Source organism: Streptomyces sp. NPDC048389, from assembly GCF_040706335.1.
Lineage (GTDB): Bacteria > Actinomycetota > Actinomycetes > Streptomycetales > Streptomycetaceae > Streptomyces.
Genome location: NZ_JBEZKP010000049.1, coordinates 1 through 13,037 on the forward strand (window position 1 = coordinate 1; position 13,037 = coordinate 13,037).

The window sequence follows — 13,037 nt, forward strand, 5'->3', positions numbered from 1 at the left end:
CTTCTTGCTCGACACAAGTTGATCTATCAGGACGTCCCGTTGCGTCATTCACCAGGGCTTGACCTGCGACTCAAAACTCAAACGCAACGGTGTTGGCGTCACAGTACACAGCCGATCTTGGATGAAGTCCAGCCCTGTACAGCACTGCCCCACGGCACGCCGGTACTCGTCGCGGCGTGCCGGGTATTCGGCGTGGCGTGTCTCTGCCCGCCTCACCCGACGCCCGGCTCGTCCCCGGTGGCCGGGGCCCCGACCACCGGGGAGCCGGGATCTCGCAGTGGTCCTCGAGCCCCTGGCTGGTCGGCCCGAGCGCCGTGTGTCCACCGCCGGCTCGAAGCGGAAATCCGCCCGGAGTGTCCCGGGGTGGTGCCCATGTGCCCGGACCGGGTCGAGGGCCTTGCCGTAGGTGCGCCTGGAGTAGCACTCGATGGCGCGCAGGAGGAGAGAGAGGAGAGAGCGGCGCGGGTCGAGGGACGTGCGCGCCATGACGTGCTCCTCGTCGTCTGAAGCCGGGTGCTGTCACGGATACGACGGAGCGGGCCGCCGGAATCGTGGCATGGCGGCGGACTGGCTCGAGGAACACCGGAACGCGCCAGGGCGTTGCCAGGTCAGGGCGAGGTGTCCGTCCCTCAGGGGTCGGACCGGTGCGGGCCCTCAGACCGGTTCGAACGATCCCGGACGGTATGTGAACCGCACATAATGGAACGACTCCCGAGCATCAGGAGGTGCCGTGTCCGGCGCTGGTTCCCCCCACTCGCTGCGCTTGCGGCTGCGCTCGCACAGGCCGGCCGCCTTCGGGGCCGACCCGGCCGGAGAACGCATGGCGCGCATCCGTCGCTCGCCGAACTTCGCCGACGGCGTCTTCCGGAACCCCGAAGGGGACAGGGCGAGACCGTCCGGTGGGTCCATGGTGGAGTTCGCCAAGATCTACTTCGCCAGGGAGTCGCGGGCCCGCCGTGTGCCGGCCGGTCCCGTGCCCGTGCATCCGACCACGGTCGCCGACCTGGCCAGGCCCGCCGCTTCCGGACTCCGTCTCACCTGGATGGGGCATTCCGGCGTCCTCGCGGAGATCGACGGGCGCCGGGTGCTTTTCGACCCGGTCTGGGGAGAGCGGTGCTCTCCGTTCTCGTTCGCCGGGCCGAAGCGCCTGCATCCGGTGCCCGCACCGCTCGCGGCGCTCGGCAGTGTCGATGTCGTGGTGATCTCACACGACCACTACGACCACCTCGACCTGCCCACCATCCGTGCCCTGGCCTCGAGCGACACGGTCTTCGCCGTGCCGCTCGGCGTCGGCGCCCACCTCGAGCGCTGGGGCGTGTCTGCGGACCGTCTGCGCGAGCTTGACTGGAACGAGTCCACGGATGTGGCCGGCATCCGGCTGACAGCGACCCCCGCGCGCCACTTCTGCGGGCGCGGACTGCGCAACCAGCAGCACACCCTGTGGGCGTCGTGGGTCGTCACCGGCCCCGAGCACCGGGTCTACCACAGCGGTGACACCGGGTACTTCCCCGGTTTCAAGGACATCGGGGCCGAGCACGGACCGTTCGACGTCACGATGATCCAGATCGGAGCGTACTCCGAGTACTGGCCCAAGAATCACACCGGTGCCGCGCCGGATCCGGGGCCGTGGCCCGACATCCACATGACGCCCGACGAAGGGATCCGGGCACAGCTCGACCTTCAGCAGGGCGCTCCGCACGGTGTGCTGCTGCCCATCCACTGGGGCACCTTCAACCTGGCACCCCACCCGTGGCACGAGCCCGCCGAGCGCACCCTGCTCGCCGGGCACAAGGTCGGCCAGACGGTCGCGACACCGCGTCCGGGGCAGCCGTTCGAGCCCTCGGCCATGGACCCCGCACACCCGTGGTGGCGCGAGGTCGCCGAGACCCCGCCCGGTGGCTGGGCCGCCTGGCCGGCCCTCGCGGCCGCCAAGCTCAAGGACGACCGCGAGCCCGACCTCGCCGGGGACCGGTGAGCGGCACGGCCTGGAGCGCCCCGGTTCCGGTCGGGGCGCCCCAGGTGTTCACCCCACCCGCACCTTGCCTTCCGGCACCAGACGCCGGGTGAGGAGTTCGTCGCGGACCAGGCCCGCGTAGACCGTGGCTCCGTGCACCGAGGTATGTGTGTTGTCGCGCTTCTCGTTGTAGAGGTACAGCGCCTTGGAGGCTTCGACACCGAGGGACTCCACCAGTGCCTTCGTCTTCGCCGTGAGGTCGATCAACGGGACGTGGGCGGCGGCCGCGACGGAGCGGATGACGGCCGGGTGGTCGACACCGAGGCCGTTGACCAGGAGCGCGGTGCCGTTGTTCAGGGTGCCGTCGGAGTTGAACCAGCGTCGCACGATCGGGGTGACGAGGACCGGCTGTCCGCCCCGCTCACGAACGCCCGCCACCAGGGCCTCCAGGTTGGCCCGGTACGTGGCCTCGTCCGTGGTCTTGTCGTTGTGGGCGAGTTGGACCAGGACCAGGTCGCCGGGGCGGATCCGGGGTCGCACCGTGGCCCACAGCTGCGGGTTTCCCAGATAGGTGACCGTACTCTCCCCGGAATCGGCGTAGTTGGCGACGGAGACGCCCTTGCGCAGGTACCGGGGCAGCTGCTGCCCCCAGCCGGCGTACGGGTCGCCGGGCTGGTCGCAGACCGTGGAGTCGCCGACCAGGAAGATCTGGCGGGCGTGCCGGGCGCGGGTCACCCTGATGTCGGAGAGGGCCGGGGCGGCGCCACCGAGCACCAGGTCCAGGCCCGCGGTGCCTTCAGGGCCGGTGGGCTCGCCCTCCGGGGTGCGGACGTCCACGGTGAAAGCGCGGGCGACCCGCTCGTCGGCCGGGACCGTGGTCTCGGCCAGCAGGGACCGCCGGCTCTCGGCGCCGATGCTCGTGCTGGACGCGGCCTTTCCACCGAGGAGGACCTGCACGTCGTAGGTGCCCGGCGATACGTCGAAGTGGCATGCGGTGGCGGTGCAGTGCGCGGGTCCCATGGACGGGCGGCCGGGGTGGGCATGCGCCGGTACGGACGACAGGGTGGTTCCCAGGGTCGCCGCCGCCACGACGGCGATGCTGAAACGTCTCACTCGTAGCTCCTTCCAACAGGGCGACAGGCTTGCCGTGGACCGTACCGGTTCCGAAAAGCGCTTTCTACCCCCTGTTCGGTGTTGACGAGGAACTCATCGGCAGAACGCGAAAGCCTTTTCCTAAATCGATTCAACTCTGTCGCGCTGCCGGCCGCCGCACTCCCTGTCTCTGGCTCGAAGGAGGTGCCCCCATGCCCGGTTCCTCGAAACGTGCCGACCCGCCGCCGTACCTTCGTCCTCGGTCCCTCAATCCCTCGGCTGCTCCGTTCCTCGGCTTCTCGGTTCTTCGGCTGCGCGGTCCCTCGGCTTAGCGGCGGCCGCCGGACCGGCCGTCCTTGTCGGCTCGCTCGCCCCTCCGCGTCCGCCGCGGCCTCCGGCTATGCCGAAGACGGCTCCCGCTACGTCGTCGACACCGGCACCCAGCTCGTCCCGAACGTCGGCAAGGCCGACGGCGACCTGACCTCGCCGGCGTACCGGGGCACGGAGTGCCAGAGCCGGTTGGCACGAACTCGCACGTCGAGTCCGGCCTCGGCGGCTCCGGCGTGACCGTCAGGCAGCCTGGCTCGACCCCCCTCGTCTACGTCCCGTACGGCATCCTGAAGCGCTACTGCGCGGCCCGCAGCGCAAGAATTCCGCCGCAGGCGCTGTCGAGGTCGGTCGGGTTGCCGTCACCTGAACCGGGCGCCGCCGCCGACGCCGACCGGCGACGTCGACCGGCGGCGCCGCCGCGTCGACGTCAACCGCGCCGCGCCGTCCACATCCGCCGGCCCTCCCGGCCCCGCCTCCCCGGCGGCGCCTACCGCCCCCGCCCCCGCCCGTCGACGCCGGCACGTCGCGTCGACGTCCACCCGCCCCGCCGACGGTCTCGCGTCACGCCGGCGGCGGGGCCGTGCTGTCGCGCACGACGAGCCTGGTCGGCACCAGTGCCGTGCCGGGCTCGGCGCTCTGCCGGCGCATCTGGCGCAGCACTCCCGCCACGCAGCGGCGGCCCACCTCGGCGAAGTCCTGGTGGACCGTGGTGAGTGGTGGCAGGAAGGAGCCGGACTCCGGGATGTCGTCGAACCCGATCACACTCACGTCGTGCGGGACGCTTCTGCCCCGCTCCTGCAGTGCCCGCAGCAGCCCGAGGGCCATCTGGTCATTCGCCGCGAAGACCGCCGTGCAGCCGGCCTCCTCGGCCAGCCGCAGCCCGGCGCGGTAGCCGGACTCCGCCGACCAGTCGCCCCGTACCAGAGGCGGCGGGACGCGCCCCGCCTCGGTGAGCGTGGCGCGCCAGGCTGCGGCGCGCCGCTGCGCGGCGAAGGACTCCTCGGGGCCCGCGAGATGCCACACCGTACGGTGGCCGAGTTCGAGCAGATGCCGCACGGCGGCACGGGACCCGCCCGCCTGGTCGGTGTCGACGACGCTGTAGCGGTCGCCCGCGTCGGAGTCGGCCACGACGATCTGGACGTTCGGCGGCAGGGTGACGGTCGCGGTGTCGAGGAGGTGGACCTCCATGATGACGATGACGGCGTCGACGGCCAGTTCCCCCAGGCGGGAGAAGGCGCCACGCACCTCGTCCTGGGTCGGCACGGCGACCGGCAGGAGGGTGACGGCGTATCCCTCCTCGGCGGCCGAGGTGGCGATCGCCTCCAGGGTGCGGACGTTGCCGGTGGTGGAGAGGGAGAACAGGATGACGCCGATGGTGCGGAACTCGCCGCGTTTGAGGGCGCGGGCGGCGCTGTTGGGGCGGTAGCCCAGCTCCTTCATCGCGGTGAGGACCTGCTGCCTGGTCTCCTCCGTCACGCCGGGGTAACCGTTGGAGACCCGGGAGACCGTCTGCGAGGAGACCCCTGCGACCCGCGCGACGTCGGCCATGGAGGCGGTGCGGGCGCGACGCGAGGCCGGCCTGCCCGGGTGCTTCCGGGTCTGCCGCCCGCCCACTGGTGTGCTGTCCGCGGTGTCCACCCGGCTCCTCCCACCGGTCGGCGGCGAATCCGCCCGCCGACCCTTGACGCTCGTCATCGGGGCAGTGTAGACATTCCGCCATCCGATGTTTACGCAAACATAACACTCGCGGGGTCGTCGCCCAGTCCGATGTTTACGTAAACATCGGATGGCGCCCCGCAAGCCGGCGCCTGGTTCCCGGACACCCGAGCGAGGAACGACATGACGACGCTACGACCCCCACCTGCCACGGAGGTTGGTGCCGACCGGCCGGGGCAGCGGCCGCGGCCCGGGAAACGGCAGCGGTACGCGTGGACCGGATGGGGCTTCATGGCGCCCTTCACGATCGTCTTCGCCCTCGTCTTCCTGGCTCCGATCGCCTACTCGCTGTTCCTGAGCCTCTTCAGGGAACAGCTCATCGGCGGCAACCAGTTCGTCGGTCTCGACAACTACCGACGCGCCCTGGAGGACCCGCAGTTCTGGTCCGGGCTCGGCAGGGTCACGCTCTTCCTCGCCGTCCAGGTACCCGTCATGCTCGGCATCTCCCTGCTCGTGGCGCTCGCGCTGGACAGCGGCCGCCTCTACGGCAAGAGCTTCTTCCGCATCTCGGTCTTCCTCCCCTACGCCGTGCCCGCCGTCGTCGCCACCCTGATGTGGGGCTTCATGTACGGCACCCGCTTCGGACTCCTGGGGGACGTCAACGACGCCCTCGGCACCGCGCTCCCGGACCCGCTCTCCCCGGACCTGGTCCTCGCCTCGATCGGGAACATCGTCACCTGGGAGTTCGTGGGCTACAACATGCTCATCTTCTACTCCGCGCTCCGGGTGATCCCCCATTCCCTCTACGAGGCCGCCGAGATCGACGGGGCCGGCCAGATCCGGGTCGTCACCGCGATCAAACTGCCCGCGATCCGGGGAGCGCTGGTCGTCGCGACGATCTTCTCGGTCATCGGCAGCTTCCAGCTCTTCAACGAGCCGAGCATCCTGCAGAACCTCGCCCCCAACGCGATCACCACGTACTTCACGCCGAACCTCTACACCTACTCGCTGGCCTTCTCCGGCGGGCAGCACAACTACGCCGCGACGGTCGCCATCGTGATGGGCCTGGTCACCATGGTCATCGCCTACGCGGTCCAACTGCGCGGCATGCGGAAGGGAGCGTGAACGATGGGAAGCCCCACCACGGCCGCGTCCGGCACCACCGAGAAGCGCGCCTCCCGCGGCACGCCGCGGCTGCGGACCCAGACCCCGTGCCCTGCGGAGCACGGCCCGCGCCGCACCCGCCGCAGTGTCCTGCTCACCGTCCTCACCGGACTGGTCCTGCTCTACAGCCTGGTGCCGCTGCTCTGGCTGCTGATCAGCGCCACGAAGACCCAGGAGGGCCTGTCCGGCTCCTTCGGCCTCTGGTTCAGCGACGACTTCGCGCTCCGGGACAACATCGTCCAGACCTTCACCTACGACGACGGTGTCTTCACCCGGTGGCTGCTCAACACCCTGCTGTACGTGGTCGTCGGCGCCGGAGGGGCCACGTTCCTGGCCGTGCTCGGCGGCTACGCGCTGGCCAAGTTCGCGTTCCCCGGCAAACGGGCGGTGTTCGCCGTGGTCATCGGCGCGGTCGCCGTTCCGGGCACGGCCCTGGCGGTGCCCACCTTCCTGATGTTCAGCAAGCTGGGCCTGACCGACACCCCCTGGGCAGTGATCATCCCCTCGCTCATCTCACCGTTCGGCCTCTACCTCATGTGGGTCTTCGCCACCGAGGCGATCCCCACCGAACTGATGGAAGCCGCCCGCATCGACGGCGCGAGCGAGGCGCGCGTCTTCTTCCAAGTGGGCATGCCCCTGCTGGCACCCGGCCTCGTCACCGTGCTGCTGTTCACGATGGTCGCCACCTGGAACAACTTCTTCCTGCCACTGATCATGATCAAGGACCCGGACTGGTACCCCCTGACCCTGGGCCTCAACGCATGGAACGCCCAGGCGGCGACGGCCGGCGGCGAAGCCGTCTTCCACCTCGTGATCACGGGATCGCTGATCACGATCCTGCCCCTCATCGCCGCGTTCCTGCTGCTGCAGAAGTACTGGAGGTCCGGCCTCGCCGCAGGAAGCGTCAAGGAATAGCCGGCCCCTCTCGCCGCCGTCCCGCACGCCCCACCCTCACCGCCCGCCGTTTCGGACCACGACGAAATGGAAGACCCTCATGTCCCTGAAGACCCGCCGCGCCCTGAGCGGCACCGGCCTCCTCTGCGCCCTCGCCCTGCTGGCCACTGCCTGCGGCGGCTCGTCCGACACCTCGTCCGCCCCGAAGAACATGTCGGAGAAGGACATCGATGCGGCCCTGGAGAAGGGCGGCACGATCACGGTCTGGGCCTGGGAGCCCACGCTGAGGTCGGTCGCCGCCGACTTCCGGAAGAAGTACCCGAAGGTCAAGGTCGAGCTCGTCAACCCCGGCACGTCCAATGACGCGTACACCGCCCTGAGCAACGCCGTCTCGGCGGGCAAGGGCGTGCCCGACGTCGCCCAGATCGAGTACTTCGCCCTGGGCCAGTACACCCTGGGCAAGTCCCTCACCGACCTGTCCCCCTTCGGTGCCGGGGACCTGGCGGACAAGTACACCCCCGGCCCTTGGAACGCCGTCGCCTCCGAACAGGGCGTCCACGGCCTGCCCATGGACTCCGGGCCGATGGCGCTCTTCTACAACAAGAAGGTCTTCGACAAGCACGGCATCGAGGTGCCGACCACCTGGGACGAGTACGTCGAAGCCGGCCGCAAGCTCCACAAGGCCGACCCCGACGTCTACATCGCCAACGACACCGGTGACGCCGGGATGACCTCGAGCATGCTGTGGCAGGCCGGTTCCCGCCTCTTCAAGGCCGACGGGAGCGACATCACCGTCGACTTCTCCGAGCAGACCACCGCCGCCTACACCGAGACCTGGCAGAAGCTGATCTCCGAGGATCTCGTCGCCCCCATCACCGGCTGGACGGACGAGTGGTACCAGGGCCTGGGCGACGGCACCATCGCCACCCTGGTCTCCGCCGCCTGGATGCCCGCCAACTTCGCCTCCGGCGTCAAGGGAGCCTCCGGCGACTGGCGCGTCGCCCCGCTGCCCCAGTGGACCGCGGGCGGCAGGGCGAGCGCCGAGAACGGCGGCAGCTCGCTCGTCCTGCCGGAGGCAGGCAGGAACGAGGCGCTGGCCTACGCCTTCGTCCGGTACGCCAACGCCGGAGAGGGAGTCCAGACCCGCCTCGCGGAGGGCGCGTTCCCCGCCACCAGGGCGGAGCTGGAGTCGGAGGACTTCCGGAACACCGAGTTCGAGTACTTCGGCGGCCAGCAGGCCAACAAGATCTTCGCCGAGTCCGCCGCCATGGTCCCCGACGACTGGAACTACCTCCCGTACCAGGCGTACGCCAACTCGGTCTTCAACGACACCGCGGGCCAGGCGTACGTCTCCGGCACCACCCTGGCGGAGGGGCTCCGGAACTGGGAGAAGGCCATCGTCAAGTACGGCACCGAGCAGGGCTTCAGCGTCAACAAGTGAGCGCGCCGGCGGACCGGCCCCAGCACACCACCCGCCCCCGCGGGCGCACCGGAAGGACCACCATGATCAGTACCCTCCTGTCCCAGCTGCGTCCCGGGCCGGACGGTGACGCCGGCCGCCGGATCGCCTACGGCGCCGACTACAACCCCGACCAGTGGCCGCGCGAGGTGTGGGACGAGGATGTCCGGCTGATGCGCGAGGCCGGCGTCAACATCGTCTCCCTGGCGATCTTCTCCTGGGCCCGGGTCCAGCCGGCCGAGGACCGGTGGGACTTCGGCTGGCTCGACGAGGTCATGGACCTGCTGCACGCCCATGGAATCGGCGTCGATCTGGCCACCGCCACCGCGTCCCCGCCCCCCTGGCTCACCACGGCCCATCCCGAGGTCCTGCCCGTCACCGCCTCCGGCGAGACGCTGTGGCCGGGCGCGCGCCAGCACTGGCGCCCCACCTCGCCCGTCTTCCGCACCCACGCGCTGCGCCTGGTGACGGCGCTCGCGACGCGCTACGCGGACCACCCCGCCCTGGTCGCCTGGCACATCTCCAACGAACTCGGCTGCCACAACGTCCACGACTACTCCGACGACGCCGCCCGCGCCTTCCGGGACTGGCTCCGCGGCCGCTACGAAACCCTCGACCACCTCAACACGGCCTGGGGCACCGCCTTCTGGTCGCAGCGCTACAGCGACTGGGAGCAGATCCTGCCGCCCCGGCTCGCCGCGTCCCACCCCAACCCGACGCAGCAGCTGGACTTCAAGCGCTTCTCCTCGGACGCGCTGAAGGACCATCTGCGTGCCGAACGCGACGTCCTGCGCCGACTCACCCCCCATGTGCCGGTCACCACCAACTTCATGGTGATGCCCGGTGTCAAGGGCATGAACTACGCGGACTGGGCCGACGAGATCGACTTCGTCTCCAACGACCATTACGTCCATCCGGGCCCGCAGGCGCGGGACGAGCTGTCCTTCTCCGCCAACCTCACCAGCGGCATCTCCGGCGGCCGCCCCTGGTTCCTGATGGAGCACTCCACCAGCGCGGTCAACTGGCAGCCGGTCAATCTGCCCAAGAAGGACGGGGAGCTCGTTCGAGACTCCCTGCTGCACGTGGCCCACGGCGCCGACGCCGTCTGCTTCTTCCAGTGGCGCCAGTCCGCCGCAGGCGCGGAGAAGTACCACTCCGCGATGGTCCCGCACGCCGGAGCCGACAGCGACGTCTTCCGCTCCGTCGCACGGCTCGGCAGGACCCTCGGCGAACTGGCGCCGGTCGCCGGTTCCGTGCGGGAGCCGGCGCGGGCCGCGATCCTCTTCGACTGGGAGTCGTGGTGGGCGAGTGAACAGGACTCCCACCCCACCTCCCGGCTCGACTACCACCGGGAGGCCCTCGACTGGTACTCCGCACTCCTCGACCTCGGCATCCGCGCCGACGTCGTCCCAGCGGACACCGGTCTCGACCGGTACCGGCTCGTCGTCGCACCGGTCCTGCACATGATCCCCGCGACGCTGGCCAAGCGGCTCACCCGGTACGCCGAGAACGGCGGCCATCTCGTCACCACCTATTTCTCGGGCATCGTCGACGAGAACGACCACGTCTGGCTCGGCGGCTACCCCGGTGCCCTGCGGGACCTCCTCGGCGTCCGCGCGGAGGAGTTCGGCCCGCTGCCCGACGGGTCGAGCGTCCCCCTGGACGACGGCACCACCGGCACCCTGTGGACCGACCGCCTCACCGTCACCGACCCCGGCACCGAGGTGCTCGCCCGGTACGCGGCCGGCGAGCAGGCCGGCCGCCCGGCCGTCACCCGCCGGAGCACCGGCACCGGTTCGGCCGGCTACGTCTCCACCCGCCTCGGCCGGAACGGACTCACCAAGCTGCTGCCACGGCTGCTCGCCGCCGCCGGAGTGGAGAGCGAGCTGCCCGAGGAGGCCCGCGGCCGAGTCGAACCGACCGTGCGCACCGCCGCCGGCAGCCGCTACCTCTTCCTGGTCAACCGCACCGACGACCGGGTGACCGTGCCGGGCCTGGCCGGCGAAGTGCTCGTCGGTGAAGCCGCCGCGCCCGGCGCGCTCGTGGTGGCCCCGCGTGGAGTGACCGTACTGCGCCAGCCCGCCACCTGAGCCGCCCCAGCCATCCGTCGAAGGCACACCACCCACGTCACGGGAGCACTGAATGGCATGCCGCAGCCGCGCACAACGGTTCCTGGCCGTCCTCGGTGCCACCGCCCTGACCGCCGTCGCCCTGACGGCCGCACCACCGCCCCGGGCGCAGGCGGACGCGGCCGTCACCGTCCGGCCCGACCCCTCCTACCAGCAGCCCGCCTTCCAAGGCTGGGGAACCAGCCTCGTGTGGTTCGCCAACGCCACCGGCGGCTACCCGGACGAGATACGTGACGCACTGGCCGAGCGGCTCTTCGGGGACGACGGCCTCGCCCTGAACATCGCCCGCTACAACATCGGCGGCGGCAACGCCCCCGACGTCGAGGACTATCTGCGGCCCGGGGGAGCGGTGCCGGGCTGGTGGCGCGCTCCGGACGGCACCACCCGCGAGGACACCGGCTGGTGGAGTGCCGACGACCCCGCCGACTGTAACCCGGACGCCGATCAGGCACAGCGCTGGTGGGTCGACCGCATCAAGAGCGAGGTCGATCACTGGGAGACGTTCAGCAACTCGCCGCCGTGGTTCATGACGAACAGCGGCTATGTGTCAGGCGGGTTCGACCCCGCCGCCGACCAGCTTCGCGCCGACTCCGTCGACGACTTCGCCGCCTATCTGGCGGGTGCGACCGAACGGCTGGAGGAGGCCCACGGCATCGAGGTCGACACGCTCGACCCCTTCAACGAGCCCAACACGAGCTGGGGCACCCGCCCGGGCCCCGACGGGGAACCGGTCGGCGGCCGGCAGGAGGGCGCCCACATGGGCCCCGCACTCCAGCAGCAGGTACTGCGCGCCCTGGCACCGGCATTGCGGAAGTCCGCCACGGACGCGCGGATCTCGGCCATGGACGAGACCAACCCCACCACCTTCGCCCGCAACTGGTCCTCCTACCCGCAGGAGGTGCGCGACCTCGTGCGGCAGATGAACGTCCACACCTACGGCACAGGCGGCCGCACCACGGTCCGCGACCTGGCCAAGGCGGCGGACAAGCCGCTGTGGATGAGCGAGGTCGGGGGCGACTGGGGCGACGGGCAGGACTTCGAGGACATGTCACCCGGCCTCGGACTCGCCCGGCACATCGTGGACGACCTCCGCGAACTGGAACCGCGTGCCTGGGTGTTCTGGCAGCCCGTCGAGGACTACGACAACATGGCGCCGGGCGGCGAGTCCGAGAGGGGCGGCAACTGGGGAAGCATCCAGCTGCCCTTCGACTGCACCGCGGCGGACACTCTGGAAAGCTGCCCGATCCGCACCAACACCAAGTTCGACACCGCCCGCAACTTCACCCACTACATCAAGCCCGGCGACCGGCTGGTCAAGGTCGACGACACCTCCAGCGCCGCCGCCGTCAGCAGGCGGGGCCACGCAGCCACCGTCGTCCACGTCAACGAGGCGACCAGCCCGCGCACCGTGACCGTCGACCTGTCGAAGTTCGGCCGGGTCGAGCACGACGCCACCGTCACACCCGTCGTCACCAGCGCCGGGGGGAAGCTCGTGCGGCACGACGCCGTACCCGTCTCCGGCCGGAGCGCCTCCTTCACCGTGCCGGCGGAATCCGTGACCACCTTCCTGGTCCGCGGTGTGTCCGGTGTCGCCGAGGACGCCCCGCTGGTCCGCCGGGGCCACACCTATCTGCTGACCGGCACCCAGAGCGGCAAGGCGCTCACCGTCGCAGAGGACGGAACCCGGCTCGTCATCGCCACCACCGGCCAGGATCCGGCCGCCTCCGGGCAGCACTGGCGGCTGAGGCCGGCCACCGGGGGCAACGGCAACCGGAAGCAGTACGTCCTCACGGATGCGGTGGAGGGCGAGCGGCTCGCCGAGCGGGACGGAGCACCCGTCCTCGAGCCCGACCGCGGCCGCCGCGACCGGGCAGCCCGATGGATCATGTCGACCACCGGTGACGGCACCTGGACGCTGGTCAACGCGGCCTCCGGCCGTCTGCTCGAGGTCTCCGGCCAGGCGACGCACGACGGGGCGGCCGTCACCGTATGGCCGCCCAACTCCGGCGCCAACCAGCGCTGGACGGTGACCGACGTGGGTTGACGTACGGCTGAGCGAGTCCGGGCCGCAGTCTCGATACGGAGAGGCTGCGGCCCGCCCGCATGCCCGAACGGAGGCACCGGTCGAGGACCGCAACCGCACCGGGCCCGCGGTTCCGCCCTCCGTATTCGTGCTGACGTGCGATGCCCCATACCGGAGGGGGACGAACGGCGGGGAACTTCGGCAACTGCCCGTCCGACGCCCTCTCACCGAGACTACCGTGTGTGGCCAGTGATCGACGGTGGGTACTCGTCCGTGTGCCCGGAGTCCGCCGTGACGTCATGCCGACCGGACGTCGGCCGGACGCCGACCGACAGC

The 13,037-nt window shown here is 70.7% G+C and carries 9 protein-coding genes; 7 read left to right on the forward strand and 2 right to left on the reverse strand.

Annotated features, from left to right (window positions below; all coding sequences use genetic code 11):
• Positions 1-730: 730 nt before the first annotated feature.
• Positions 731-1,975: an MBL fold metallo-hydrolase gene (locus AB0903_RS26605; protein WP_366706951.1), complete on the forward strand. Its 1,245-nt coding sequence runs from the start codon at positions 731-733 to the stop codon at positions 1,973-1,975.
• Between the two features lie 48 nt (positions 1,976-2,023).
• Here AB0903_RS26605 and AB0903_RS26610 read toward each other — a convergent pair whose 3' ends face one another.
• Entirely contained in the window at positions 2,024-3,067 is a 1,044-nt protein-coding gene (locus AB0903_RS26610) for a rhamnogalacturonan acetylesterase (protein WP_366706953.1), read from the reverse strand.
• 210 nt (positions 3,068-3,277) lie between these two features.
• Between AB0903_RS26610 and AB0903_RS26615 the strand changes: the two genes are divergently transcribed.
• The gene (locus AB0903_RS26615) at positions 3,278-3,613 is read left to right on the forward strand and encodes a rhamnogalacturonan lyase B N-terminal domain-containing protein (protein WP_366706955.1); all 336 of its coding nucleotides are present in this window, start codon (positions 3,278-3,280) and stop codon (positions 3,611-3,613) included.
• Positions 3,614-3,937: 324 nt separating this feature from the next.
• On the opposite strand, the gene AB0903_RS26620 is transcribed toward AB0903_RS26615, so the two are convergent.
• Positions 3,938-4,924: a LacI family DNA-binding transcriptional regulator gene (locus tag AB0903_RS26620; RefSeq protein WP_366707029.1), complete on the reverse strand. Its 987-nt coding sequence runs from the start codon at positions 4,922-4,924 to the stop codon at positions 3,938-3,940.
• A 291-nt stretch (positions 4,925-5,215) separates the two neighbouring features.
• Here AB0903_RS26620 and AB0903_RS26625 point away from each other — a divergent pair, with 291 nt between their 5' ends.
• The 5 genes from AB0903_RS26625 to AB0903_RS26645 all read left to right on the forward strand — a co-directional run bounded on the left by AB0903_RS26625 (position 5,216) and on the right by AB0903_RS26645 (position 12,722).
• Positions 5,216-6,157 (forward strand): sugar ABC transporter permease, encoded by a 942-nt coding sequence (locus AB0903_RS26625; RefSeq protein ID WP_366706957.1) that lies wholly within the window; start codon positions 5,216-5,218, stop codon positions 6,155-6,157.
• Between the two features lie 3 nt (positions 6,158-6,160).
• The gene (locus AB0903_RS26630; RefSeq protein ID WP_366706959.1) at positions 6,161-7,111 is read left to right on the forward strand and encodes a carbohydrate ABC transporter permease; all 951 of its coding nucleotides are present in this window, start codon (positions 6,161-6,163) and stop codon (positions 7,109-7,111) included.
• Between the two features lie 79 nt (positions 7,112-7,190).
• A complete protein-coding gene (locus tag AB0903_RS26635) occupies positions 7,191-8,531 on the forward strand; it encodes a sugar ABC transporter substrate-binding protein (protein WP_366706961.1) in 1,341 nt (446 codons plus the stop codon).
• A gap of 62 nt (positions 8,532-8,593) precedes the next feature.
• The gene (locus tag AB0903_RS26640; protein WP_366706963.1) at positions 8,594-10,639 is read left to right on the forward strand and encodes a beta-galactosidase; all 2,046 of its coding nucleotides are present in this window, start codon (positions 8,594-8,596) and stop codon (positions 10,637-10,639) included.
• Positions 10,640-10,691: 52 nt separating this feature from the next.
• The gene (locus AB0903_RS26645) at positions 10,692-12,722 is read left to right on the forward strand and encodes a glycoside hydrolase (protein ID WP_366706965.1); all 2,031 of its coding nucleotides are present in this window, start codon (positions 10,692-10,694) and stop codon (positions 12,720-12,722) included.
• The last annotated feature ends 315 nt before the right edge of the window (positions 12,723-13,037 follow it).